The sequence below is a fragment of the Brakhagea baltica genome, assembly GCF_052161605.1.
Lineage (GTDB): Bacteria > Planctomycetota > Planctomycetia > Pirellulales > Pirellulaceae > JBKCUI01.
The window spans coordinates 6,318,813-6,344,398 of sequence record NZ_CP197409.1; the positions used below are offsets into that span (position 1 = coordinate 6,318,813).

The following is a 25,586-nucleotide window of genomic DNA, read 5'->3' on the forward strand; positions in this document are numbered from 1 at the left end:
GGCACTCCCTTCTCCAACGATCGTAACGAATTAGATGAGAAACTTCGATAGCATACTATCCAGAAGCTCCATCGGCAGGCCCACTACGTTGGTTGGCGACCCGGATTTCAAGTGAACCCAAGGGGGGCCGTCTTGAAAGCCAAAGGCACCCGCTTTGCCAACCCATTGATCGGTATCGAGATAGTCCTCTACTTCTTGGTCTGAGATAGGGTCCATGACCAACCGGGAAACATCGACGCAGACCGATCTCGACGCCGACGCCTTGTCCCATAGGCACACTCCGCTGTAGACGGAGTGTTCGCGTCCTCGCAATCGGCAGAGCATTTCTCGGGCGTGCTCACGAGATTCCGGCTTGCCGAGAATAATGCCGACACATTCGGCGACCGTGTCAGCGGCCAGCACGATCCCGCTTTCGATCTTGTCGACGACATTGGATCCCTTTTGGTAAGCCAACCGTGCGACGAGTTCCGGTGGCGTTTCGCGCGAGCAGACACCGCATTCGGCTGTTGGATCAGGCTCGACGACGCGAAATCGATAGCCGTAACTGGCCAGGAGTTCGGACCTGCGGGGGGAGGAGCTAGCCAGAATTAGTTCTCTGGAGTCTGGAGTAAAGTTGGAACGTGGTTTGAACATCCGTGCCTTGGTACAAAAATGCGGGGGACAAAAGTGTAGGGAATGAAAAACCCACGCGGTCGGTCCGAAAACAGCACTCGCGTGGGTCGCTCAGAAATGATCGTTCGTATCGGTCGCTCCAAAAACTCCACTGAGCTGAGCAATCCGATCTCCAACTATCTTATGTTCTCCGAGTTGGTGCTCTCGCCGTCCTTCTTGACGAACTTGGTGTTCGACTCGGAAGAAAGATTGCCAGCAACCCATTGAACGTACGCAAAGTCGCGGTCACTGAGTCGGCTTAGTGGAACGGTTGTGTACTTGCCATTCTCTTTGAGCAATTTGACGCGATCAGTATAGATGACTGCCAAGCGAGCTTTAACGCTGTAGGTTCCGGTGTTATCCACCCAGGTTTGGTATTCGGCACCACGGAACTCTTCGGGAGGGGTAAACTCGCCTAGACCGAACAGGATATCGAGTGGATCCACATCCTTTTTGGGTTCAGCTTTTGGCTCAGGCTTTGGTTCTGCCTTTTCCTTTGGCTCAGCAACAGGGGACTCGGACTTGATGGCTGGAGTTGTAGGGAACAAGGAATCCAGATATTTGTCATCATCGTTCTTTGAATCCGCAGACTCGGTGCTGACCGGCTTTCCGAATAAATCGTCAAGTGCATCAGCGGCTTCCTCGGCTGCCTTGTTGCCGCTTTCGGTGGCTGGGGTTCCGAACAAATCTTCAATCGATTCGTTTACTGCGGGAGCAGGTTCCTTCTTGGCTGGTGGCGGCTCGGTGGCCTCTGTTCCAAACAAGTCATCGAGTTCGTTTCCGCTGGTCGCTTTGGGAGGCGTTGCGGAGGTGTCAGTCGCGTCGGAACCGAACAGATCGTCGAGAGCGTCCTTGGTGTCGGTCGCTGGCTTATCCGCAGGAGGTGTTGTGGATTCGATACCAAAAATATCGTCGATCGATTCTTTAGGTGGAGTCTCAACAGCATCCTTGACGGGTGGGGTGGCTTCTTCTGTTCCGAACAGATCATCAATACCTGTATCCTTGACGGGATCGGCTTCCATGACTGGGTCAGTTGTTTCGGCCGCGTCACCGAACAAATCGCCGATCGGATCTTCCTTTACTGGATCTTCGGTAACGGGAGCTTCTTTAGCTGGGGCCTCACCCTCTGCTTCCGTGGGAGCTATCACGGCCGGTGTAGGATCAGCGGTGACCGCAGGCTCGGTGGCTTTAACGGGCTCATCATTGAACAAGGCGTCCACGGGATCAGCCGCCTTGGGGGCTGATTCTTCGGGTGCTGACTCTTCTGGGCCGAGGAGAGGGATGAGTGGAATAGCTGGGGTGGCGGCCGCAGGGGGCTCAGCAGCTGGGGCAGCCGGCTCGATCGGAGTCAAGGGAACAGACGGCGCAACTGCGGGAGCCTCTGGTTCCGCTTTCGGTGTAGCTGGAGGAGCCGATTCGGCAGGTGCCGTGGATTCCGATGTGGACTCAGGTGCGACTTGAGGAGTTGTCGGTAGTTCGTCACAAGCTGTTATGGGCTGGCAAGGCGACACGACGATGCAGCACTCGTATGCTGGAACATCGAGGCAAGCTGGCACGCAATGATTTCGTTTTAGCAGCCTTTCGATGCACCGACCTGCGAGAACAGGATTGAAGGTGGTGAGTGTGCACAAGGTTGCGACTGTTGCCAAACGAACCCAGTACGTGAACGGCTTAGACATGGAAACTGACTCCTGATTGCGAATTAACTCTTATGTGCACGGTGCTAGCTGTGTTCGGTAAAGCTTGCACAACCCCGACAATTACCCTAAATGGTACTTAATGGATCTCAGAGCCGCAACAAATTTGTAGCGATCAGCGACTCTGATCCGTTTACGCAAAGTCTGTGTTCGGCTATTAAATGGACGGAATACTTTAGTACTTTGAGGAAAAGCCTCAAATCCCGGGGGGAGTTCACGATAGAATCCGATTTTGTCGGTTTTGCGTCGATTCGCCTCCCTTTCCACTGAGATTTCCAAGGTCTAGCACCCCTGAAAATGTTTCGCTCACTCGTCAAGTCATTCGTTGGTAGTTGGTCGGTGGAGCGGAAAAGCTTGGTTTTTCTGGGGCTGGCAATTGTGGTCTCCATGGTTTTGGCTCTTTTCGCTATCCAGTTTGTGGCTCAGCACTTGGTGCTCGAGACGGCTCGCCAGTCGGCCCGGGATTATGCGAACTCCTATATCGGTTGGAAACACCTATATGCGATCGGAAAGCTTGACCCGATCTCCGATCAAGGTGGTTTGGAATCGAGTCTTGCTCAAACGGACAAGACAAAATTGCTCGAACATTTGCGGGCTTCGATGCTTCAGTCGCAATTTGAGGCGTATTTACTACGGTTGGATGACGATCTCGAGCATGAGTCTTTGAAAGGCGAGATTGCGACAGGTACAGATTTGCCGAGGCTGGAGAATATTCACGCAAAATTGGCCGAAAGGGACCGGATCGCTCTCGAGCAACTCACGGACCCGGCATCTGCCACGGATGCACCTCCCCTCGCCCCCGTCAATAGTGACAATCCTGCGGTGGCGTCTGCTATGACGTTTTCGAGTCCCGCTCAAGCGTTCGTGTTCGAAGAAGCGGGACCTTATGACGGTTTCTACTATTACTACCACCCGCTTACGTTTCGGAGCGAGTGTCGCGAATGCCATGTCCGACTCAGGCCCTCAGTCGAAGAAAGCAGCTCCTCTGTGGACCCGTTTCGTGTGTTGCGAGTCCAAATGCCGGACAGCTACGCTCGATTCTGGAGCATCTGGAGCTACTCGATCCTGACATCGATTGCGATTGGAACCGTCGCCATTTCGCTGTTCTTCATTCATTATATTCTGAAACGACTTGTGATCCGACCGCTTCTCCACATGAAGAAGGTGAGCGAACGAATTACCGAGGGGGATACGGCGTTACGATTCCAGCTAGACACCGATGATGAGTTCAATGATCTTGCAGAGTCCTTTAACGCGATGCTTCGCCACTTGACCAATATTCAGAACGAACTGCAAGATGTAAACGGTCGGATGAATTTTCAAGTGGACGAACTCGCTCGGATCAACTTGGAACTTTTCGAAGCCAACCGACTGAAAGGTGAGTTTCTCGCCAACATGAGTCACGAATTGCGAACACCGCTGAACAGTATCTTGGGGTTCAGCGAGGTATTGCAAGGCTTTGAGACACTCACCGACAAACAGCGTCGTTTCGTCAATAATATCCAGCTCAGCGGTCGCAAGCTTTTGGAAATGATCAACGACATTTTGGATCTGGCCAAGGTCGAGGCAGGCAAGATGCAAGTGCGCCTGACCGAGTTCGATCTCATTGGGCTCATTCATTCTCAGTGCGACTTAGTCCGGCCGCTCGCGGAACAAAAAAACATTGACGTCCGAGTCGATGCAGACTCCGAGTCTATCTTGGTCTACCAGGATCAAAGCAAAGTTCAGCAAATCCTGACCAATCTTCTGTCCAATGCGATCAAATTCACTCCGGAGGGAGGGCTGATCACGGTCCATTGCTTGAACAAAGATATGGACGTCCTCATTTCTGTCTCGGATACGGGAGTTGGAATCGCCATTGAAGATCACGACATCATCTTTGAGAAGTTTCGTCAAGCACGGCGGGTAACAGGTACCGATGGCTTGACCCGAGAACATTCCGGCACGGGACTTGGTTTATCTATTGTTCGCGAGCTATGCCGATTGCTTGGCGGAGACATCGGGTTGTCTAGCCAAGTGGGATTCGGTAGCACATTTCGCGTAAAGCTGCCGCTCCGATATAACCAGGTCGAGGAGATGAGTCCGTCGCCGTCTACCTAGGGAAGGAATATCATTGCACCTGATTATTACGGGACTCTATGTATCAATCTTCGGATTCCAATCATAGCCAATGCCACGCCGAGGGCTTCGGGAAGAAGCCATAGATTGCCTCCAAAAAAGGCAGTAAAGCAGAGCCCTACAAAAAACACGGCCCCGCATACCTGGATGAACCACTCTGGCATAGTGGTTTGGCCATTAACCGATTTTGCATCTCTAGCTAAACGGATGAAAATCCAACCACTGGCTAGCATCAACAATCCGAAAATTACAACGCATACTATCGTTGCCCCCAGCAGCTTCCTGTCGGGGGCAACGATGGCTACACCGATTACCAAAAAAAGGAGTGCAGCGGAGATGACGGTCGCGATTGCCATACCGAGCATGGCGACCGATTGAGAGGGTTTTCCAACTTCGGTGACGTACTCTTGCTGTTTCATTCAGAGGGCCTTGAAGATCGATCGATGTTGCGGACTCCTCGTAGGATATTCTGGAAAAATGCGATCGTAGGTGGTTGTACTGGTTCGTTGGTCTGCGGTGGGGTATAGTTGGGGCGTCATGTTCGCGGAACATAGCAAGTTTCGATGTGCAACAAACAGAATCGGTTTTTTTCCGGTTTTTAGCAATCAATTGGGAATCTTTTCGTGTCAGCTCCAGTAACCGCCAAGCGAATTGTAGTTCTTTACGATGGGCAGTGCAAATTTTGCACGCAAGGGGTAAAGAACCTACAACGCATGGATGGCAAGGATCGGTTACAACTGGTTTCGTTGCACGACCCTTCGGTTGCAGAACTCTACCCAGATTTGAGTTTTGACCAACTCATGGAACAAATGTGGGTCGTTTCCTACGAAGGAAAAAAATATGGCGGTGCGGATGCGGTGAGGTATCTGTCCCGTCACTTGCCCATGCTTTGGCCTCTTGCACCCATGTTGCATTTTCCTGGCAGCATGCCACTCTGGCGGTTTCTCTACAGGCAGATTGCCAAGCGACGGTACAAGATCGCGGGGCGTCATTGCGACGATGGTGGCACCTGCTCCCTCCATAAGTAGACTCGCTACCCATGTTTGACTCTGCGTGGCTCAGATCGATTTGCTTGGAGCATGGGTTTCCCTTGTTCGGAATCACCCAAGCCACCGAGGCACCCCGTTACCAGAAATTTCTTGATTGGCTTGAGCGAGGGCGACACGGAAGCATGACTTACCTGGAGAAGCGACGCGATGCCTACCGACATCCCTCAGGCGTTCTGGACGGCTGTCGTTCGCTGATCATGCTCGGTATGCCGTACGACTCTCACCCAGAAACGCTACCAGCCAAGCGCAAGCGGCATGCAGAAGCATCGGGCGCAACTGCTTGTTCGGAATCGCTCCAGAGAGAGACTCGCATCGGTCATTACGCGAGCGGCTCGGTTGATTATCACGATTTGATTCGCGATCGGCTAAATGGGATTTGTGCCATCTTGGAAAAAGAATGGGGCGGGAGTTATCGAGGAGTTGTCGATACCGCCCCGTTATTAGAGAGAGAGTTTGCCGAACTTGCGGGGCTGGGTTGGGTGGGAAAGAACACGCTTTTGCTCAATCGAGAATGGGGCAGCTATTTTTTCTTGGCCGCGATCTTGACCGATCAAGAGTTAAAGTCGACCGACACGATCGAGAGTGATCATTGCGGAAGTTGTACGGCATGCCTGGACGCTTGTCCGACCGATGCGTTCCCGGAGCCTCGCGTTTTGGATGCAACGCGATGCATAAGCTATTTGACGATCGAGCATCGAGGCGAGAGTGATTTGGAATTGCGATCGCAGATGCAAGACTGGATCTTTGGCTGCGATGTATGCCAGATCGTGTGTCCCTGGAATCGCAAACGTCCCGATCAAGGGATGCCTTGGTTCGCACCCGTGGATATCGACATGAAAACCAACCTGGAGCATTGGCTTACATTGGATGAGGAATCATTCCGGCGGCTGTATCGCAAAACTCCTTTCTACCGGACCAAGCTAGTCGGCATGCAGCGGAATGCTATCGTGGCAGCGGTCAATCGCGGGCGATCTGATTTGTTACAGACAATCAAAAAACTGTGCGAGAGCGAGGATCCGGTATTGAGCAGCACCGCCAAGTGGGCAGTCGAAAGATTGACATCTGAGTGAGCTCGTAAGGCACCCCGTTCGAATGCCAAAGCGGAACTGGCGGATGCCTCGCGTGGGACCGGGAGAATTCAAGGGGAATTGCAATTAATTGGCTGGTAATTCATGCGATCCATTGAGGCAAGCTCAATTGGGGGCGAAGAACGTGGGGGGGCATCGTCGCGGTACTAGCTGATTAGTCATCGGTCCACTGACTCAAGCGGACCTTTGAGTCAGTGGAGCCGTAGAGCTTGATCGCTAGATTCATTTGCCAACCTACAATAAAGAGCCGGACTTCTATGGGGCAACAAGATGGCTGGAACAAATCTTCTTTTTGTGCCATGATGCTGAGTGGACCAACAGGTACTTGGGCATTACTTGCGAGAAACATTCCCAAATGAGCGAATTCCAATTTGTCAAGTTTCGTGCCATCGATCGCCCATTGTCAGATAAACAATTGGAGTTCATGGATCGACAGTCCTCGCGCGCGGAGGCTACCAAGTGGGAGTTTGAGGTGGAATACAATTACGCCTCGTTTCGTGGAGATGTCGATGGCATGCTGCGTAACGGATACGACGTCTATTTGATGTATTCCAACTATGGATGCCGCGAGATTCGAATACGGTTGCCAAGTGGCTTGCCGTTCGCGAAGAGCGTTTACTCCAAATACATCGGAGCCAATGGCCTAAAGTGGACCGCAGACAAGAAGGGCAAAGCAGGCATCCTCACGATAGCCCCCTTTCTTGAAGAGGCTTTCGATCCGGTCTGGGAATTTGATGACTATCTCGATGCTGCTACGTCGCTCAGAGAAATGTTGATAGCCGGTGATCTTCGGGCTCTTTACATTCTTTGGCTTTGTTGTGCCAGCTCTCTATGTGACGAGGATGAGGCTTTGATGGAGCCACCTGTGCCCCATGGCATGAACGCTGTCCCCATAGTCGCAGCAGATATCTTGGCGTTCTTCGAAACCGACCCCATGCTCGTTGATGCTGCAGCCGTAGGCATCCCAACGCTTAATAGTAAAGCCTTGCAAGTTGATTTAGCAGGTGCTTGGCTCTCCACAATTTCTGAATCGCGTCGGAATGAGATCCTGCAGCGACTGATTTCCGAAGATCCTGTCGCGTTGAAAGCCGAATTGCTTTCCGAAATGCGTGAAAGCCAGGAAACCCCAGTTTGGCCCGTTGAACCTCCCACACGCACCGTGGCGCAATTGTTCGAAAGTTGCGCATTACTCCGCGAGAAAGCAGACCTTAAGGAGAAGCAAAAAGCTGCTGCCAAGGCAAAACGGGAAGCGGAAAAAGCAGAAAAGCTGCGTCAAGCTAGAATGGTCGAGATGCAGTCTGATCCCGAAAAATGGCTGACGCAGGCTTCAAAGTTGGTGGAAGAACGTGGCACACCCAATTACCGTGAAGCGGCCAGTATTCTCGCCGATCTGCGCGACGCCGTAGGTGGCGAGCAAGGCAATCAGATCGCTCGCAGGCATGCGGCTCATCTTGCTATGAAATACCCCACCCTGAACGTTCTTAAGTCTTCGTTGCGAAAAAAAGAGCTCTTGGACTAGTGTCTTCGAGTCTTAATCCGCAACATTTGCGGCGTCACCACTTTTACGGTGGTGTCTTCGATCTGAGAAATCCAATTAGGCGGAGGATTAGTGGAGCGTGAACAGTTTCACTACGGCTTGCTTATGCCTCGCTCAACAAGGTCGCGAAGGAGTTTGGGAAGAACGTTCCAAGTCTCCATGTAGGTCGCTTCCAATGGGACGTTGATGTAAAAGTGATCGTGCAGGAAGAGTGGCATATCGGGGATCGGTTCATCAACAGCGTATGGCTCGACATACGCTGTTTTCGTTGGAGATGCCTGATAAGACGCCAAAGTCAGTAGACGATCTGAAGGTAGCGCAAATGGCTCATCGGAAATTTCGTCCCATATGGCTTTGTGAATTCCTTGAGGATCACGCGGCCCGGGAGGGAATGGATCGATCACTAGCAAGTTGACGTTGTCGTAGAGCAAGTCTACCGTCTTCTCGACAAAGGATCGCAAAGCATGGCGAGAATCTTTGTTTCCCGGCGATAGGAGTTCGATGATTGCTACCACTTTCCCTAGTCCGTGTCGCACGACAACTCGGTTTGCTTTTGCGGCGTACCGCTCGCTCTCGGCGGGAATGACGAATCGAGTCTTCGGCTGCGGTGGGGCTTCGGACAATGTCATTACATTACTAGAACCCGAAACCAGGGGAAATTCGTTGTTTCCGGTCTGCAAAGTTACGACGTCAGGGGCAGGGCCGCCTACAACTTGCTCTGCCATGGCTATCATGCCTTCCGGTAGTAGACCGGCGTTTAACCTGTTTGTTATCGCCGAAATCCAATGATAATGAAAGTTATGATAGGTTCCGGGAGTTACGCGCGACCAGTCGTGCATCGGCATGAGACCTACTCCTTTTCTGTCCATTAGGCTGGAGGCTATTGTGTTCAGGCAAAGATTCTTCCCACGGGGATTTTAACCTTGAGTTTGCCGGTAGCCAAACTTAGAACCAAAAAATGCCTCAAGGGATGGTCTGCCTTATCGGCAAACCATCCCTTTGAGAGCGCCCCCTAACTCGTTCACAGCTTTCGCTGTTCGCTTGAAAATCCGATTGTCTTATTGGCGTCTTCCGGAACCGATCGCTTGAGTGCGGCGATCGGGTGGGATGACTTCTGTTTCTGGTACCGCAGGGATAACTTCTCGCGGTTCGGTGTTCCGATCTACAGCAGGCTGTTGGATCGGTCTGGACTGCGGTTGAGCGTTGCCAGTGAACTGTTCGTATTCTCCTTGGCTCACCACTCTTGGACGGCTAGCACCGGGTGACATGAACCGAGCAGCATCTCGTTCGCGTGCTCGTTCGTGAGCATCCCAGTAGGCTTTTTCTGGCCAGAGATCTTCCTCGAGGAGGATGTTGTTGTATTCGAGCAACGACCCCTTGAGGACGTGCATATCGACCAGAGCCTTGTTGTATTCCGCGACAGCTCGGAAGTATTGCTGTCCAGCTTGTGCACGAGTTTGTTGAGCTCGTAGCGTTTCGTCGACCGGGTTGCCTTGGGTACCAGCACTACCAGCTCGGAATTGTTCGTCTGAGACGTTCACCCAATCTTCTCCACCGTCGAAGGCGAGAAAGGCGTAGGTCATCTGTGTATGCAATCCTTCGATTTCCTGCCACTTCTTGGTGATCTGAGCAAGCAGAGCCATCTCTTTTTCTTCGAGAGTGCGATTGGCAACCGACAGAGCCAAGCGTCGTCCTGCGACATCAGTCATCGCTCGACGTGCACCAAGAGCTTGTGGTACAAAGTCCACTCGAATGCCACCTTCTTGGTAGTTGCCTTCCAACAGCTCTTCCCAGGCACTGGCGTTGGGACCAATCGGGAACGGTGGGTTCGATCCATCGTTATCGAGCCATCGTCCACCAACGCCCACCGCACGAGCGAGAAGTGTTAGGTTTACTTCAGGCAAAAGTTGATTCTTGGCCGAGATCAATTCCAACTCGCGTTGCTTTACGACCCACTTGGCAGATCTAAGATCTACGTTTCGGGTTAGTGCCTCACCTCGGACCGAGTCCCAGTCGAAGTAAGCGCGAGCAACGGCTGGTTTGTCGCTGGGACGAATCAAGCGACCGTCGGTGGCAGCCCAGCCCATGAGATAGCGTAGATTTTGTTCTCGTCCTAACAAGCCAGGATCATTAGCACCGTTGCCGATCAAGGAGCCGTAGACTTGTGTTTCTGCTTGATTCAAAGTCAATCGAGCTTGGGCTTCGGCGTTGGCTGCAGCACCCTGACGGAACTTTTCGTTCGCGATCTTGTAGGAGTTGGCCGCAGCATCGCGAGCCGTCTTGGCGGTGTCAAAGGTCCAGTAGGCAGCGTAGAGATCCCAGTAGGCGTACTCGACATCGCGGACTAAGTTGCGGACTCGTTCTTCGTATTGCGTGAGGGAGATGTCTTCATTGATACGGGCCAGAACGACTGGGATACGGTTTACCAGAGTTCCACGACCTCGCATGAGAGGATGTTGGACTTGGAGTTCGACGGTTTGAGTGTAGTCGCTTGGTACAGCACGTCCAAAGTTACCTAGCCCATCGAGCTGAGTTGGAATATTGTTGAACGAGTAGATCGTTTGCGACCTCAGGGTAACCACGCCACCGGTTGCCATACGCTTGGACAGAGCCATTTGGCCGGTGCCATCTCGACCTTGGAAGAACTGTGGGTTGAACACGTTGCCTGCACCGACGTTTCTCGGGCGGTCGGTTGTGTTGTACGACATGAAAGCGCTGTATTGAGCATCGAACTCGGAGAGAACATCTTCGACGCCACCAACTTGATTGGCGCGAGCGGCACCACGAGCGAGTACTCGGTTGCCGTTTCCATCGATGACCAATGGTTGCGAGTTGGTTGTAGTCGCTACGAGCGCTGGATCGTAGATCGAGGCCAATTGCTGGCTTGGAGTAGCCAGGACGACAGCCGACATGTCTGCGTTTTGGCGTTGTGTGCCGGGGAGCGTACGAACGATATGCGTGTTGTTTAGTGCGTACTGGATACAATCTTCGAGCGTCAGGTCGGAGAACTCGAAGTTGAGGTTGTCCAGGCTGATAGGTGGCAGAGATTGCGTGACCTCGGGAATCGGTTCTCGCTGAAGATCGGGGTATTCGATTTTTTGCACGCGATCGATGTAATGCGCGAGCTGGCCCCGTTCACCGATAAAGAATGGTTGGGTTGGTGCACATCCGGTCAGCAAGGTGCTGCCGATTTGCAAACCAACAATCCATTTAATAAGGTTACGTTTCATGGAGGTACCGTCTTTCGCCGTTCAAACCTCATCACGTAAGTCTATACGTGAACACACGTTTCGATCCACCACCACGGTGAGCCGAAGGTATGCAAGAGATCTGGTGCTTTGGTTAGGTGCCCCCCTAACATGTCCATCTCGTCTGCCGGAGCAGATTTTGGTGGCCACACTTGGGTTATCGGCGGCTCCTTTGGTAAACTTTGACGATTGTGCAGAATTTTCCGAAAAGGCGGTTAGGGTTGATTGATTCAGCAGATTGGTTTAGTTTCGCAGCATGCAATCTCAAAATTCAAAAACGCTAGCAATGCGATTGGCGTGGGGCGCTGCGATATTCGTTGTATTCGCGGCAGTACCGCGATTGATTCACGGTCAAATCGAGTTTCCGCCTGGAAATCAACCACCTGTTCCATCGCAGGGGGCGCCGCAGCAATCGGAAGGGCAGCCAGCCAACACGCTTAGGGCACCTGCGCAGCAGACTCTCGAATCCCAACAGCCACCCCAGCAAACAGCGGGACAGCAGACCGGTGTACCACAGGTTAACGCCAATGCTGCTCAGACTCCCGCTATGAATCAAGGGGCAAGTCAGGGTGGGGGAAGCACCGGACCATTTGAGGAAAGACCGGTAACGGAAGAGGCGACGATTACGGCTGAGGCGGTTCAAGCGGCCATCACTCAGTTAAATGCATCGACAGAAATCGAGGCCACACTACGTCAGCAGTTGATTTCGGCGTATGAGAGTTTGCTAACAGAGATAAAGGATCGAACGGAAATCGAGCGGTTCTACCGAGAGTTGTTGGCGGCATTTGAAGCAGCGCCGAATGCCACCGTGGAGGCTAGACGGCGAAAAGAGAGTCCAAGTTATACTCCGGTGTTCGATTCCGCTTACTTGCCACGTGCAACGATAGAGGATTTGCAAGCATATCAGACGGAACTGCAAACATTGTTGCAAGCGGCTTCGGACAGGAAAGCCAATGTCGAGACAGCGATCGTATCGCGTGACGCAAAGAAGAAGGAGATTCCCAAGCTGGTTTCGGATGCTAGAGCTGCGATTGCGAAATTAACAGAAGACATCAACACGGCGGTGCCTGAAGGGACCGACCCTCGACTTCGCGAGGTGACTCGATTAGCTCAAAGAACCAGGCTTTCGAAACTCAATGAGAGAGTCCGGCGGCTTGAGCAGGAGCAGAGAACGTATGATGCAGAGAATGAGTTGCTTAATCTACGGCGAGAAAATTCTACGGCCGATCAGAATCACTATCAAGGCAGGCTAAGAGAGGTTGTTGCCGAGTTGGGGCAACGGCGCGAAAGTCGCGTGATCGATCAAAAGCGTATGGCGATGATTTTTGCCGAGCGTGCGGATCCCACACTGCGTGCCGATGCAGAGAAAGTTTTGGAACGCTGTGAGAACTGGTTGAATCTGATTCGAAGCTCAGCTAGCGTTCAATTAGCAACGGATTCCGTGCAAGCCGACTCAAAGAAGTGGGACGAGCGATTCCGCATCATGAGCAACAAGATTTCTTCGCAGAATACGCAGCAATTCAATTTCAGCAGTATTGTTGGCTTTATGCTTCGAAAGCAGCGAGCAGAGTTGCCTGATCCGGCCAAGTTAAGGTATCGATTATCGGAGTACCAGCAGCAGATGCTAGCAGCTGAGACGCTGATCTTGGAGTTGGACGATTGGAAAGCAGCCATGCTGGTGGACAATAAGCTTGCGATACCAGAGTATGAACAGCAACTCTCCGATCGACTGCTCGACATGACTGTTGAGGAGCAGAGGCAATTGTTGGCAGCGATGGAGAAACAGGTCGTTGATGGTTATCGCGCAGACGTCAATTCGCATCTTGACAATGTCCTGACGTTAGCCGAATCGACCGAGAGCCACTTAAGGCAAGTTAAGGAGTATCAAGAATTTATTGATGAGCACGTTCTCTGGATTCGCTCGTGTGATCAGTTTGGACGAGCAGATGCCTTGCAAGTCTGGCCATCGATCACATGGCTTCTAGGAATTCCGCACTGGCAAGACGTACTGAATAGCCTTCGGGAAGACGTTCAGAAGCGAAGCTGGCTCTACTTGTTCGTGGCGATAGTTGCGACGGTTGTGGTTTTTAATTTAGTCAGGCTCAAGCGAGAGTACCATAAACAAGGGGACCTAGCAACAAAGCCTAATGTGACAACATTTGTCCCTACGCTGCGAGCGATCGTTTGCGTGTTACTACTGGCGAGCGTGTTTCCGTTAGCATTGTTGTTTCTCGGATATCGGCTTTATCAAGCCGATGAGGCTGACCCGTTTTCCTATGCCGTGGGCATGGGGTTGATGGTCGCGGCGCGCTATTACTTTCCACTGGAGTTGCTGCGGCGCATTTGTGCTACGAATGGATTAGCGGAAGCCCATTTTCGCTGGCCCTCTCAGGCAACGTTATTATTGCGTAGAAACGCTAGGTGGCTGATTCAAATTGCGATACCAGCGATAGGTGTTGTGGCCATGACAACCGAGTTTGGTGAGGCTAAGTACGACACTTCGTTAGGGCGGCTCGCTTACTGCGTAGCGATGATTGCCTATAGTGTGTTCCTGTTGGTCGTACTGAACCCTAGTAAAGGTGTCTTTAGCGAATACCTCAGTGCTCATGCCGGAGGGTGGCTGGATCGATTTCGGTACTTTTGGTACTTGGTTCTAATATCTGCCCCTCTGGCTCTGACTCTACTTAGCCTGGTCGGATATCACTATACGGCGGAACGATTGTCGGTTCATCTCCACACCACATTCACGGCATTGATCGGAATCTTGTTGGCCTACAGCATTATTCGTCGCTGGCTCTTATTGCGAAGGCGTCAGATTTTGTTGGTCCAAGCAAGGCAACGGATTGAGGATGCGACAAGGAAGGAAACTAGCGACTCCGGTGATGAAGCCATTACCATCGACCAAGAGCTTAATCTGGCTGAGATCAATGCGCAGACCATGCGATTGGTGGGAAGCACGCTTGTATTTGCCGCAGTGGCGGCAGTCGCGATTATTTGGACATCGGTGTTACCGGCAGTGGGGGTTTTGAACTCGGTTCCTTTGGGATGGTCCATCGAGGGAGCGAACCCGGGAGAACGAATTCCGATAACGCTCGCAAATCTAGTCATTGCTATACCGATCGCGCTCATGGCTGCCGTGGCAGCCAAGAATCTTCCGGGGTTGTTAGAGATTGCGTTGCTTCAACACCTTCCGATCGAAAACGCCGTGCGTTATGCCATTTCAACCATCTCTCGATACGCCATATTGATTCTGGGTATCGTGCTAACCTTTTCCAATCTGGGCGTCCGTTGGAACAGCATCCAGTGGCTGGTGGCCGCGTTGGGGGTAGGATTAGGTTTCGGCCTTCAAGAGATCTTCGCCAACTTTGTTTCCGGTCTGATTCTGCTATTCGAGCAACCCGTGCGGGTCGGGGATATCATCACAGTGGACAACACGACTGGTACGGTTGCCAAGATTCGGATTCGTGCCACGACGGTGGTCAACTTTGATCGGCAAGAGTTTATTATCCCCAACAAGGATCTGATAACAGGGAGACTGCTAAACTGGACTTTGACCGACAGAAGTAGTCGCTTGGTGATCACTGTCGGGATTTCCTACAAATCTGATCCGGTCAAGGCATGTAAGGCCATTCAGGAGATATGCAATGATCATCCTAATGTACTCAAGGATCCGGCTCCCAGCGCGTTCTTTGAGCTCATGGGGGACAGTAGTCTGACCATCACAGCTCGAATGTTCGTCGGTGATTTGAGTTCACGACTAACGACGCAGCACGATGTGCTCGTTGCAATCTTTGAGAGATTCAATCGAGAAGGAATCGAGATACCATTTCCTCAGCGAGATTTACACATACGATCCGTCGATCACGAGATTTTGGATCTATTTGAGGGACGTCATCGGAACAGCCAATTAGCAGCGAGCGACGAACAGCAAACCGCCTCTCCTAAAATTGGACAGTCTGGCACACCATCAGACAGAGCCTTTTAGATGACCGGACGATGAAAAATGGTTAACACCTTTCATCTTGTCGAAATCATCGACAGTTCCGCATAGTACTCGGCTGCTAAGAAGAATGATCCCGTGCAAACGATCAAGTCCTCGGGAGATGCCTTGGACATCGCGTAATCCAAGGCGTCGCGAGGATTCGCAGACGACACAATTTTGGTTTTGGGAAATCGCGGGCTCATCGATTGGGCTACCGACTCCAAAAGCTCCAAGGGCACATAGCGAGGGTTAGTCGTGTACTGGGTCAGAACCAGCTCATCAGCCGCTCCCATCAAGAGTTCCAACATGGCCTCGTACTCTTTGTCCTTGGAGCAAGAAAAAACGTAGGTTGTACGAACGGTTCCGAAGGTTTCCTTTAGGGTTGAGGTCAGAGAGCTTATCGAAGCAACATTGTGAGCCGTGTCGAGGATTAGTTTCGGGGAGTCGTTAACTTGTTGAATGCGGCAAGGGACTCTCGTGTGTTCGAGAGCGGTTCGCATAGCTGACTCGGGGATACTCCAGCCCAATTGATTCAGTTTTTGGCAGCAGGCGATGGCGATGGCCCCATTGTCTGCTTGATGCCGTCCCAGCATACCAACGTTAATTTTTGATAAAGACTGAATCCCAGCGGTATGGAACAAGGAAAGGTATTCCATTTGCCACGACTCGATGGGAGCTGTTTTGGTTTCTTTGCCAGTTTCCTCCATCTTCGATTCTTGCGGGGAAATGCTTAGGCAATCAAAATCGCGTCCCAGTTCCCAAATTTGGCTCTGGTTCTCGATTGCTTTGGCTCGAATGACTTGCCTTGCGTCCGGGTGGCGAGCACCCGCGATGGTATGTTGGTTGGGTTTGATAATCCCAGCTTTTTCGCCGGCAATTTCCGCGATCGTCCGTCCCAGTTGGGCTTGGTGATCAAAACTGATCGACGTAATCACTGAGACTAGGCTTTGGCAGACGTTTGTCGAATCGAGGCGTCCGCCGAGTCCGACCTCGATTACATTCAGATCCGTTTTGGCATCTCGGAAAAGCAGCCATGCGATGGCGGTGGTGAGTTCGAAAAAAGTTGGACCTTCCAAATCCGGGAAATTTGTGGGGGCTGCCGCGGCACGCACCGCTTCGACAGCCGAGCAGAGAGATTCAGGGGAGATAGCGCTGCCGTTGATAACGAATCGCTCTTCCAAGTGGACTAAATGCGGAGAAGTGTAGAGTCCAACCTTGTAGCCTGCTGCACGGGCGGATTCGGCCACCAGCCAGGAGACGGAGCCTTTTCCTTTGGAACCGGCGACATGCACTATCGGTGCTGTATTTTGCGGATTTCCTAGTAACTCCAGCAGTCTTTCCATCCGAGCCAACCGGTAGGTCCGTTGGTTGTAAGGCTGGTTTGTCGTTTTTTCATAGTTGACGCGATCCAGAAGAAAACGAACGGCTTCAACGTATTTTGGGTCAGTGTGATCCATATAGCTTGTGAGTTTGTGGGAACCTAAATTGGCACGGGATGTCAGGTTGGCTGACCCAGGCCGCATAATTGCCAAGTTAGGATCAATCCTAGATTATTTCTGCCGCGGCATCTTCTTCAATAGGCTGGTAGCTTGTAGGACCTAAGGAACCCATTTATAGTTCTGTTCTTGGTGGGATTGTTGGTTAGTGTTCACGGATGAACCGGAAAGAAGAGAGTAACGTACGTCGCTCTATTCCGGCCAGATCCGCCGCCTGTGCTCGTACAGCCGCCCTTTTCCCTGCAAAAGCCAATTCATGTCAACTGAAACTCCAACACCCGTCTCAACTGCCGTTAGTTCTGATGTGATCGTGGAAACTCGAAATCTGGGCAAGATTTATCGGGATTTCTGGGGTCGAAAAAAGGTGCAAGCCTTGAAAAGCTTGGACATCGAGATTCGTCGAGGAGAGATTTTCGGCCTGCTGGGGCCAAACGGATCGGGAAAATCCACCACGATCAAGCTGATGTTGGGCTTGCTATTTCCGACGTCGGGCCGAGCGTTTGTGTTTGGAAAAGAAGCCACGGATGTAGCCAAGAACGAAAGAATCGGCTATCTCCCAGAAGAATCGTATCTTTACAAATTCTTGAACGCGGAAGAAACCCTCGATTTTTATGGCCGCCTGTTTGATATGCCCGCCAGCGTACGCAAGCAGAGAGCTTCCGATTTGATTCAGCGAGTCGGGTTGCAACGGCACCGAAGACGCCAGTTGCGAGAATATTCCAAGGGGATGACCCGTCGGATTGGGTTGGCGCAGGCTTTGATCAACGAACCCGAGTTCTTGGTGCTAGACGAACCAACCACGGGGCTCGACCCGATTGGCACCAAGGAAATGAAGGATCTGATTCTCAAGCTGCGAGACGAAGGGAAAACCATTCTTCTCTGCTCTCACCAGTTGGCAGATGTGCAGGACGTTTGCGATCGGGTCGCAATTTTGCACCAAGGAGAGCTCAAGGAGGCAGGTCGGGTCGACGCGTTGCTGAAGGTGCAGGATGTCACGCAGATTCATGCCAAGGGACTTTCGGAAGACGCAAAGGCGAGGATTCGGGAAATCATTCAGCAGTCCAACTCGGAGCTGATCAAGATGGATAACCCAACTACAACTATGGAAGAGTTGTTCCTAGATATTGTTCAACAAAGCGAGCAACGACCCGGGGCGCGGTCGGCTGGGGCAGCGAATTAACCTCAGGTCGCCAATACCGATTGAGCACACGGAATCACCATAGAATCGAATCAAAATGCGTTTAGAGCCTAATCAATTTTGGACATACTGGGAGTGGGCCTTTGAGAGGAGTGGATTCCTATACGGAGGAATTCTGGCTCTCATTTTGGCCGTCCTCGGATTTTTGGTCGGATATATAGTTTCGACCATCAAGCATGGACCGGCCGAAGGTTTTTTGGTTGTCGCCAAAATCATTGGTCAGCTTTTTACGGTCGACATTCCCAAGATGTCACCGAGCCGCATCTTCGCGATCGCAAAACTCTCTTTTAAAGAGGCGATCCGGAGCCGGGTTTTGGTTGTCGTTGCGGTTTTCGTTGTGGCGATTATGTTTGCGGGCTGGTTTATAGACCCGAAATCGGATAATCCCGCACAGCTTTACATCTCAACGGTTTTGTTTTTGACCAACATGCTGGTTTTGCTGATGGGGCTTTTTCTTAGCACCTTTAGTATCCCTCGTGATATTACCAGCAAGATCATTTACACCATCGTGACGAAACCGGTCAGGCCCACCGAGATTTTTCTTGGTCGCGTCTTGGGGATGGTCGCGGTTGGGACGTTGACGGTAGCTATCTTTGGTGTAATCAGCTATGTGTTTATCACACGGGGGCTTCGCCACACTCACGAGGTGGAGATTGTGCCCACCGAAAGCGTGGTCGGGCAAACCACCAATTACCGTCTTCACTCACATACCTTTACTCTGGACGAGCAAGGGCAGGGGGTAACTGACCTGGTGAAAGGGCACCGGCACATCGTTGAAAAGGTGGGAGACAAGCTGATCGTCTCTGAGCAGATCGGGGATTTGGAGGCGAGGAATCCCATTTACGGTAGGCTTCGTTTCACGGGCCGTGACGGAGAGGACAGTGATGGTATCAACGTTGGCAGCATTTCCGAGTATCTCAAATATGTCGAAGGAGACACGCTGTCGAGCGCGATTTTCACATTTGCAAACGTGCCGCGAGATTTGTTCGCGAATTCCGTGACTTTCGAAATGACCCTGGATGCGTTTCGAACGTTTAAAGGGGATATCGTAACGCCGGTTGGAGGGCTTTTCTTCTTCAGGTCGATGGACGGTGCCGTCGAGACAGAGCGGTTTCCGTTCAAGGTCAAGGAAGGTTTGCTTGACCAAAAGAGTGTCTCGCTCAATTTGAAGTCGGTAGATGGAAAAGAGCTAAATTTCTTTGATGATATCGCACCTGAGGGTAGTTTTGAGCTGGTGATTCGCTGTACTGACCGCGGGCAATACCTTGGTATGGCGCAGGCAGATCTTTACTTGCGTGCCAAAGAGAAGTCTTTTGAGTGGAACTTTACCAAGGGCTTTATCAGCATTTGGTTGCAAATGTGCATCGTCATTTGTTTTGGGGTTATGTTCTCGACGTTCCTATCTGGTCCTGTTGCAATCGTAGCGACGCTTTCGGTGATCGTATTGGGAATGTTCGGTTGGTTCCTGGACGATTTGACCACGGGCGAGATTCCTGGAGGAGGGCCGGTGGAGTCATTGATTCGATTGCCGTTGCAGAGTGGCGCGGTAACCGAGTTGGACTTGGGTAGTCCATTGGTAGAGAATGTGGTGCGTGGGATCGATAAGGGGATTTTGGTCTCGGTCGGCCTGCTCAAGAATGCTTTGCCTAATTTGTACGATCTCGGAACGACGGAATTCATCACCTATGGTGTCAATTTGTTTGAGGGGCTGCTTGCCCGACATTTGACGATCGCATTTGGTTACTTCGTTATGACATCGCTTATTGCATACTTTTTCCTTAAGACTCGCGAGATGGCAGGCTAATTTCTATGAACAAGAGTCTGAGACGCAAAGTCGTTTATGTTTGCTGCATCGTTGGGTTGCTCCTGCCGCTTTACGCTTTGGGGCAACCAAAAAACGGATCCATTTCGCAGATGCGGAACAAGTATCGGATCGGGCAGACTTATCTGGGGCAACCAGATCCTGCCAGCGAAGGCATGCGGCTCGCAACGCTCGGTATGCGCGGGATTGCAGCGTCGATCCTTTGGCTCAAGGCCGATTATTACAAAGAGAACAAGTACTATGATCGGTTCGCGGCATCATTGAAGCAGATTGCACTTTTGCAACCGCACTTCATCAGCGTATGGCAGCATCAAGCGCATAATCTTAGCTACAACGTTGCTCCGACATTTGATGACTATCGACTGAGATATGCCTGGATCAAGAAAGGTATCGACTATCTCGTCACGGGAACCAAATACAACGAGAAGAAGCCAATCCTGTTGTACGACCTCGGGCATTATGTCGGTCACAAGATTGGCAAAGCGGACGAGCATTTGCAGTATCGCTCCATGTTCCGAAAGGACAAAGAATTTCATGATTTCTTTGTCAAAGAAGGTCTAGAGGGGTTTGAAACGAAGGGGCTTGGATACGATCAGACTCCGGATAATTGGCGTGTTGGTAGACTATGGTTCGACGGTGCTGTCAGCTCATTCCAGCGAGGGAATCGGATCGCCAAGACACCGCACCTTCTTTACAGTTACGGGCCACTCTGGATCATGTACTACGGTGAGGCCATGCAGGAGGAAGGGATTTTGAACGATAGTACGCAACTCGCTTGGGATGAGGCCGGTCGTCTTTGGAGAGAGTATGGAATGACCGACATTCCTTGGACTGGCGAGGGGTACATACGACTGGGTGAGATGGCGAGTAGTGCCGAGATCGCGCGAGGGATCAAGGCAAATTTTGACGAGGCATCTGCCGAACCGCAAAGGCTGCTCCGGGAATCAAAGCTTAACCGACTGCCGGATGAACTTAAGGAAGCGTTTGCTTGGACCGATGCGGATATTAAGACGCGGGAGCAGTACGACCGACGAACTCAAGCGCAGTCGCTTGCAAATCCGTCGCTTCAGGAAATCGTAGCCGAGTGCCCCAGAGCCATTCAGCCTGACTTGCTCCGAATGGTCAATGAGATCAATATGTTGGAGGAGAAGCTTCGGATTACAAACATCTATCGTTCCACAGTGAACTACGACTACTGGGAGGAGCGAGCTCAGGCCGAGCAGATGCCTCGAACAGTCGAGGCACGACGGACGATGTTTGAGGCAACGAAGATGATCAATGCGGGGGACCCCGAAGCTGCTATCCAAAATTTTGAGACTTCTTTTGAGCTTTGGAATAAAACCTTGAGGCGTTTCCCTCGGTTTGCCAAGGAAGAGGTCGGGGATGATGTTTTCAAGGCGGTTAATCGATACAAGAGGCTGCTTGAAACCGAGCTGGACCAAGGCTTTCCTTTGGGCTGGTTTATCGAATATCGAAACTCCATCGATGTGGAGTTGGTAGGAGATGACACCAATCCCGAGATGGAAGAGATGTTCAAAGAGTGGGCAATCGAGCAAAAGCGTCGAGACGAACTAGAAGAGGCTGGGGAGTTGGATCATCCGGCTGACGAACCTGAGACCACTAAGCTTGAGGGTGAGACGGCGACAGAGACGGTTCCGACGACAGAAGCGACTCCTCCCGAGGGGGCAGCAGAGCCACCAGTCGAATCGACCACACCACCAGCTCAGGACGATCCACCTAAGCAGACGGAGCCACCAGCTCAGGACGACCCACCTAAGCAGACGGAGCCACCAGCTCAGGACGATCCACCTAAGCAGACGGAGCCGCCAGCTCAGGACGATCCACCTAAGCAGACGGAGCCGCCAGCCCAGACCGATCCTGGCAAGCAGTAGAGATCGCAGCTTTCTGGAGGATCGCGATTTTCTTTTTACGGAAAGTTGTGTAGCTTGGTGAAATGGGAATTCACGACAGAGAATATTATCGCGAAGATTCGATCAACTTGCAGCCCGACTGGAACAGTCGCTCGGCAGTCAGTTTGCTAATCATTGCGAACGTAGCGGTTTTTGTAGCGAACATTCTCTTCAGTGATATTCGAAGCAGGGGCGATCTGGGTGTTATAAATAGATTGTTCCAGTTGACGCCGGAGGCGGCGTGGCAGCCGTGGCAATGGTGGAGGTGCTTGTCCTATGCTTTTGCTCACGACGGGCCGTTTCACCTTTTGTTCAATATGCTCGGGCTCTATTTTCTTGGGCGTAGTGTTGAGAACAGATACGGCAAGAGTGAGTTTCTGAGGGTGTACTTGCTTTGTGCGACGGTTTGTGGCTCTCTCTGGTTGCTCAAGCACGTCATGTTGGGGACGACTGCTGACTCGATTGGCTTGGTCGGGGCGTCGGGTGCCGTCATTTGCATGGAAATGCTGTTTGTTTTCAACTTTCCTACCAGTACTGTGATGCTGTTCGTATTCCCCATGCCTGCGTGGGTGCTAGGTATTTTGTTGGTGCTGATGAATTTCGTCAGTCAACCGGGGAACGTGGCAGTCGACGTTCACTTGATTGGGATACTCTTTGCGGCCGGGTATTTTTTTCTCGGGGTGAATTTTGGGGCCATCGGCGATCTCGGAGGGGTGTTGAAACGACAGAAGCGGAAGTGGTTTGGTCCTCGGTTAAAGGTTCATTCTGAATCGAGTAGGCAAATCAACGAGTCCCAGGAAGCGGATCGGATTCTCGCAAAAATACACGAGCAGGGCAAAGATTCGCTGACTGGCAAGGAGCGGAAGTTCTTGGAACGCTATTCTCGTTCTGTGAGAGAAAAAAAGAATACCTAGCTAGGTTCGCCGTTTTTTACTGCTATTAGGTTGGTATCGCTACTCCGTTCCGTAGTCGCAATAGATTCGCGTCTCGCGAGGAAAACAGGTCTCAACAGTTGGCCCTTGTTTTGCTACAATTTCGCACTTACGGAAATCGACCACTACAAAATACAGGGCACAGGAGACCAGTTTTCGTGCTACTTCCATTCGCTTTTAACTTCGACCAATATGTTTTTGGGCCTCTGCTTTTTTTGCTGTCCCTATTCATCATCCTGATCGTGCTTTTACAGCGTGGTCGAGGTGGCGGGTTGGCCGGGGCACTTGGAGGGGCTGGCGGATCCAGCGCGCTGGGCGTCAAGGCTGGCGACATCTTCACGAGAATCACGGCAGTCTCGGTGATCCTCTGGATTTTCCTATGCGCATTCGTTTGCTGGTTCTATTTGGAGCCATTGCCTGATATATCAGCTGGACCTTCAAGCGATACCCCTTCGCTCTCGATCGGTCCTCGCGATGGTGCCGCAGGAGCTGGAATTTCCTCAGACGAAGCGAGTTCGGAGGTGGTAAGCCCCGCACAGACCGTTTTGCCAACTCCGTCACAGCCAAGTCCGTCATCGCAGCCAACTCCGTCAGTTCCTGCTGAGGGGGATGCTCCGAAGTCAACTGACCCGAACTCCGACGCAGCGACGAGTGAGACGAAACCAACCGAGACCGAGGGGGCTGAAGTCAAAAAGGATGCAGAATCTGCGGAGGTTGCGACCGAATCCGCTGAGGCGGCCCAAACCACAGAGGCCGCCAAGACTGACGATCCACCTGCGAATACTGGTGATGGTGGTGGGGCAACAGGTAGTTCGGCTGGCGACGGGAATTAGAAGTTTCTGAGGTTAATTCGTTGCTATACAGCATGACCGGGCATGGTCAGTCTTCGAGAAAGGCTGGCCAATTCACAATCGATGTCGAAGTGCGGACCGTCAACAACCGCTACTTAAAAATCTTGGCGCGTGCACCGGAATTACCCCCCGCTTTTGAAGGCGAAATCGAGAGCCTCGTTCGCGAGCACCTAAAGCGAGGCAGTGTGTCGGTATCCGTAAAGCTCGGGAACTGCGCTGGGGGGGCAACGAGTACGATATCGAGAGACACATTGCGAACCTATTTGCAAGAAGCGAAGAGCTTGGCGGCGGAATGCGGAATTTCGCATCAGGTTGAGCTCGGCAGCTTTCTACAACTGCCCGGGGTGCTGGATACGAGGGGATCCGTCGATGATCCGGACGTACACGAAGCCGTCAGGCAGGGCTTGCGGGCTGCGTTAAAGGACCTGCAGATCATGCGGCAGGCCGAGGGGCAATCCATGGCTCAAAAACTCAAGGAAAGTCTCTCCGAAATCGGCGAGTGTATTTCGGCAATTTCGAAACGGGCCCCCATGGTTCTGAGTGATTATCAAGCCCGGCTGGAACAAAAGGTCCGACTCGCTGTCGAGGAAAAAGGGCTGGATTTAAGTAGTGCGGACTTGGTTCGAGAAATCGTCTTGTTCAGCGACAAATCCGATATTTCTGAAGAAATTACGAGGCTGGAAAGCCACCTGAAGCAGTTTAGTACCTTGTTCGACCAAAACGGGAGTCAAGGGAGGCGGCTCGATTTTCTGTTGCAGGAGATGGGGCGAGAAACCAACACGATCGGTTCCAAAGCGAACGATTCGGAAATTTCGAAACATGTGGTTTCCATCAAGGTTATCATCGAGCAAATTCGAGAATTGGTTCAAAACATCGAGTAAAAATGCCAATCCCAGGAAAACTAGTCATTATATCAGGACCGTCTGGAGCGGGAAAATCGACCGTGGTCAGCCGACTTATCACTGAGAGCAGCTTGCCCCTGCTGCTGAGCGTTTCTGCCACCACCCGCCCCCCGCGAACGGGAGAAGAGAACGGTAAAAATTACTGGTTTCTGTCAGATGATGAGTTTGAGCAGAAGCGACGGCGGGGGGAATTTCTCGAGTGCAAAGAGGTTTTTGGCCGCGGTTTCTGGTACGGAACGTTGAAGGAGACAGTTAAGGCTGGCCTAGAATCGGGAAAGTGGGTAATCTTAGAGATTGATGTACAGGGTGCCCTCACTGTTCAGCAGCAATTTCCCTCGGCGATCACCATCTTTGTTCATCCCGGGTCGATGGAGGAATTGGAACGTCGCCTCCGGGCTCGGAAAACCGATCCCGAGGAAGCAATTCGACGACGCCTGGATGTAGCATTCGACGAGATGAGCCTGAGGCACAATTACACGCACGAAGTTATAAACGACAGCATTGACACCACCGTTGAGCGAATTGATAGTTTGCTTCAACAATACCAAGGAGAAGAGACCCCATGCTCGAAGAGTTAAAAGAAGAAGAAATCGTCAACAAAGTAGGCGGTCGCTTCAAACTCTCGACTTTGATTCAAAAGCGGCTTGTCCAGCTCAATCGTGGCAGTCGTCCGCTCGTTGACTTCAATAGCGATGACAAAATGGAGATCGTGATTCATGAGATCTTGCAAGACAAGATCTACTTGACCACTTCTGGCGAGCTTAAGGTTATCGGCGAAGGGGCCGATCTCGGGGACTTGTTAGACCTGGATTCGGGCGACTTCTAGCTCCGAATCATCTCTCGGCCGTTATAGGTTATTCGAGTGGCACGCCCTGAGGAAACAAGGGCGTGTTGCTTCTCCGCAGGCTTCGATGCTCAGGATGTGCCAAGTCATAAATCTCCTAATTGTTTCCATCGTTTCGCCAGGCCACTAGCTGCTCGCCTTACCGAGGTTGGTGCTTTGATGGTATTGAATCTTTCCACCCACTACGCTCAAACCAATCAGATTCGGGCTTTCTTCCACTTTAGAGTCATGAGTATTCAAATTTTCATGCCCTTGGCAGAT

The 25,586-nt window shown here is 51.8% G+C and carries 20 protein-coding genes; 13 read left to right on the forward strand and 7 right to left on the reverse strand.

The window, feature by feature from the left end; genetic code table 11:
• Window positions 1–30: 30 nt before the first annotated feature.
• Both SH449x_RS24750 and SH449x_RS24755 read right to left on the reverse strand, forming a co-directional pair.
• A complete protein-coding gene (locus SH449x_RS24750; RefSeq protein WP_482378752.1) occupies window positions 31–633 on the reverse strand; it encodes a Maf family protein in 603 nt (200 codons plus the stop codon).
• A gap of 155 nt (window positions 634–788) precedes the next feature.
• Entirely contained in the window at window positions 789–2,330 is a 1,542-nt protein-coding gene (locus SH449x_RS24755; RefSeq protein WP_482378753.1) for an SHD1 domain-containing protein, read from the reverse strand.
• A 315-nt stretch (window positions 2,331–2,645) separates the two neighbouring features.
• Between SH449x_RS24755 and SH449x_RS24760 the strand changes: the two genes are divergently transcribed.
• Entirely contained in the window at window positions 2,646–4,448 is a 1,803-nt protein-coding gene (locus SH449x_RS24760) for a sensor histidine kinase (RefSeq protein WP_482378754.1), read from the forward strand.
• 26 nt (window positions 4,449–4,474) lie between these two features.
• Here the strand turns inward: SH449x_RS24760 and SH449x_RS24765 are convergent, their stop codons facing one another.
• Entirely contained in the window at window positions 4,475–4,885 is a 411-nt protein-coding gene (locus tag SH449x_RS24765) for a hypothetical protein (protein ID WP_482378755.1), read from the reverse strand.
• 204 nt (window positions 4,886–5,089) lie between these two features.
• On the opposite strand from SH449x_RS24765, the gene SH449x_RS24770 reads away from it, so the two are divergent.
• Window positions 5,090–5,494, forward strand: coding sequence for a thiol-disulfide oxidoreductase DCC family protein (locus tag SH449x_RS24770; RefSeq protein WP_482378756.1), 405 nt, complete (start codon window positions 5,090–5,092; stop codon window positions 5,492–5,494).
• Between the two features lie 11 nt (window positions 5,495–5,505).
• A complete protein-coding gene (queG, locus tag SH449x_RS24775) occupies window positions 5,506–6,585 on the forward strand; it encodes a tRNA epoxyqueuosine(34) reductase QueG (RefSeq protein WP_482378757.1) in 1,080 nt (359 codons plus the stop codon).
• Window positions 6,586–6,757: 172 nt separating this feature from the next.
• Here the strand turns inward: queG and SH449x_RS24780 are convergent, their stop codons facing one another.
• Window positions 6,758–6,904: a hypothetical protein gene (locus tag SH449x_RS24780; RefSeq protein WP_482378758.1), complete on the reverse strand. Its 147-nt coding sequence runs from the start codon at window positions 6,902–6,904 to the stop codon at window positions 6,758–6,760.
• A gap of 54 nt (window positions 6,905–6,958) precedes the next feature.
• On the opposite strand from SH449x_RS24780, the gene SH449x_RS24785 reads away from it, so the two are divergent.
• Window positions 6,959–8,122, forward strand: a complete 1,164-nt coding sequence (locus tag SH449x_RS24785) for a hypothetical protein (protein ID WP_482378759.1) — start codon at window positions 6,959–6,961, stop codon at window positions 8,120–8,122.
• Window positions 8,123–8,232: 110 nt separating this feature from the next.
• On the opposite strand, the gene SH449x_RS24790 is transcribed toward SH449x_RS24785, so the two are convergent.
• Window positions 8,233–8,985: a DUF4058 family protein gene (locus tag SH449x_RS24790; RefSeq protein WP_482378760.1), complete on the reverse strand. Its 753-nt coding sequence runs from the start codon at window positions 8,983–8,985 to the stop codon at window positions 8,233–8,235.
• A 213-nt stretch (window positions 8,986–9,198) separates the two neighbouring features.
• Complete coding sequence (locus SH449x_RS24795) at window positions 9,199–11,370, reverse strand: TolC family protein (protein ID WP_482378761.1); 2,172 nt, start codon at window positions 11,368–11,370, stop codon at window positions 9,199–9,201.
• 274 nt (window positions 11,371–11,644) lie between these two features.
• On the opposite strand from SH449x_RS24795, the gene SH449x_RS24800 reads away from it, so the two are divergent.
• Window positions 11,645–15,373 carry a mechanosensitive ion channel domain-containing protein gene (locus SH449x_RS24800; RefSeq protein WP_482378762.1) on the forward strand — a complete coding sequence of 1,243 codons (3,729 nt, stop codon included), beginning with the start codon at window positions 11,645–11,647 and terminating at the stop codon, window positions 15,371–15,373.
• 32 nt (window positions 15,374–15,405) lie between these two features.
• Here the strand turns inward: SH449x_RS24800 and SH449x_RS24805 are convergent, their stop codons facing one another.
• Window positions 15,406–16,827, reverse strand: coding sequence for a bifunctional folylpolyglutamate synthase/dihydrofolate synthase (locus SH449x_RS24805; RefSeq protein WP_482378763.1), 1,422 nt, complete (start codon window positions 16,825–16,827; stop codon window positions 15,406–15,408).
• A 295-nt stretch (window positions 16,828–17,122) separates the two neighbouring features.
• Between SH449x_RS24805 and SH449x_RS24810 the strand changes: the two genes are divergently transcribed.
• From SH449x_RS24810 to SH449x_RS24845, 8 genes are all read left to right on the forward strand, one after another.
• Window positions 17,123–18,046, forward strand: a complete 924-nt coding sequence (locus tag SH449x_RS24810; RefSeq protein ID WP_482378764.1) for an ABC transporter ATP-binding protein — start codon at window positions 17,123–17,125, stop codon at window positions 18,044–18,046.
• A gap of 55 nt (window positions 18,047–18,101) precedes the next feature.
• Window positions 18,102–19,868: an ABC transporter permease gene (locus SH449x_RS24815; protein ID WP_482378765.1), complete on the forward strand. Its 1,767-nt coding sequence runs from the start codon at window positions 18,102–18,104 to the stop codon at window positions 19,866–19,868.
• A gap of 5 nt (window positions 19,869–19,873) precedes the next feature.
• Window positions 19,874–21,778 (forward strand): hypothetical protein, encoded by a 1,905-nt coding sequence (locus SH449x_RS24820; protein WP_482378766.1) that lies wholly within the window; start codon window positions 19,874–19,876, stop codon window positions 21,776–21,778.
• 62 nt (window positions 21,779–21,840) lie between these two features.
• The gene (locus SH449x_RS24825; RefSeq protein WP_482378767.1) at window positions 21,841–22,710 is read left to right on the forward strand and encodes a rhomboid family intramembrane serine protease; all 870 of its coding nucleotides are present in this window, start codon (window positions 21,841–21,843) and stop codon (window positions 22,708–22,710) included.
• Window positions 22,711–22,886: 176 nt separating this feature from the next.
• Window positions 22,887–23,561: a preprotein translocase subunit SecG gene (secG, locus tag SH449x_RS24830; protein ID WP_482378768.1), complete on the forward strand. Its 675-nt coding sequence runs from the start codon at window positions 22,887–22,889 to the stop codon at window positions 23,559–23,561.
• A gap of 20 nt (window positions 23,562–23,581) precedes the next feature.
• Window positions 23,582–24,460 (forward strand): YicC/YloC family endoribonuclease, encoded by an 879-nt coding sequence (locus SH449x_RS24835; RefSeq protein ID WP_482378769.1) that lies wholly within the window; start codon window positions 23,582–23,584, stop codon window positions 24,458–24,460.
• Between the two features lie 2 nt (window positions 24,461–24,462).
• Window positions 24,463–25,059: a guanylate kinase gene (gmk, locus tag SH449x_RS24840; RefSeq protein WP_482378770.1), complete on the forward strand. Its 597-nt coding sequence runs from the start codon at window positions 24,463–24,465 to the stop codon at window positions 25,057–25,059.
• Window positions 25,044–25,307, forward strand: coding sequence for a DNA-directed RNA polymerase subunit omega (locus tag SH449x_RS24845; RefSeq protein ID WP_482378771.1), 264 nt, complete (start codon window positions 25,044–25,046; stop codon window positions 25,305–25,307). The genes gmk and SH449x_RS24845 overlap by 16 nt, the downstream gene beginning before the upstream one ends.
• The last annotated feature ends 279 nt before the right edge of the window (window positions 25,308–25,586 follow it).

Coding starts and splice junctions, on each gene's coding strand:
- SH449x_RS24795 (WP_482378761.1), bottom strand. CDS start 11,370: ATGAAACGTAACCTTATTAAATGGATTGTTGGTTTGCAAATCGGCAGC.
- SH449x_RS24755 (WP_482378753.1), bottom strand. CDS start 2,330: ATGTCTAAGCCGTTCACGTACTGGGTTCGTTTGGCAACAGTCGCAACC.
- SH449x_RS24785 (WP_482378759.1), top strand. CDS start 6,959: ATGAGCGAATTCCAATTTGTCAAGTTTCGTGCCATCGATCGCCCATTG.
- gmk (WP_482378770.1), top strand. CDS start 24,463: ATGCCAATCCCAGGAAAACTAGTCATTATATCAGGACCGTCTGGAGCG.
- SH449x_RS24810 (WP_482378764.1), top strand. CDS start 17,123: ATGTCAACTGAAACTCCAACACCCGTCTCAACTGCCGTTAGTTCTGAT.
- SH449x_RS24765 (WP_482378755.1), bottom strand. CDS start 4,885: ATGAAACAGCAAGAGTACGTCACCGAAGTTGGAAAACCCTCTCAATCG.
- queG (WP_482378757.1), top strand. CDS start 5,506: ATGTTTGACTCTGCGTGGCTCAGATCGATTTGCTTGGAGCATGGGTTT.
- SH449x_RS24820 (WP_482378766.1), top strand. CDS start 19,874: ATGAACAAGAGTCTGAGACGCAAAGTCGTTTATGTTTGCTGCATCGTT.
- SH449x_RS24800 (WP_482378762.1), top strand. CDS start 11,645: ATGCAATCTCAAAATTCAAAAACGCTAGCAATGCGATTGGCGTGGGGC.
- SH449x_RS24825 (WP_482378767.1), top strand. CDS start 21,841: ATGGGAATTCACGACAGAGAATATTATCGCGAAGATTCGATCAACTTG.
- SH449x_RS24780 (WP_482378758.1), bottom strand. CDS start 6,904: ATGGCACAAAAAGAAGATTTGTTCCAGCCATCTTGTTGCCCCATAGAA.
- SH449x_RS24805 (WP_482378763.1), bottom strand. CDS start 16,827: ATGGATCACACTGACCCAAAATACGTTGAAGCCGTTCGTTTTCTTCTG.
- SH449x_RS24760 (WP_482378754.1), top strand. CDS start 2,646: ATGTTTCGCTCACTCGTCAAGTCATTCGTTGGTAGTTGGTCGGTGGAG.
- SH449x_RS24790 (WP_482378760.1), bottom strand. CDS start 8,985: ATGCCGATGCACGACTGGTCGCGCGTAACTCCCGGAACCTATCATAAC.
- SH449x_RS24750 (WP_482378752.1), bottom strand. CDS start 633: ATGTTCAAACCACGTTCCAACTTTACTCCAGACTCCAGAGAACTAATT.
- SH449x_RS24845 (WP_482378771.1), top strand. CDS start 25,044: ATGCTCGAAGAGTTAAAAGAAGAAGAAATCGTCAACAAAGTAGGCGGT.
- SH449x_RS24815 (WP_482378765.1), top strand. CDS start 18,102: ATGCGTTTAGAGCCTAATCAATTTTGGACATACTGGGAGTGGGCCTTT.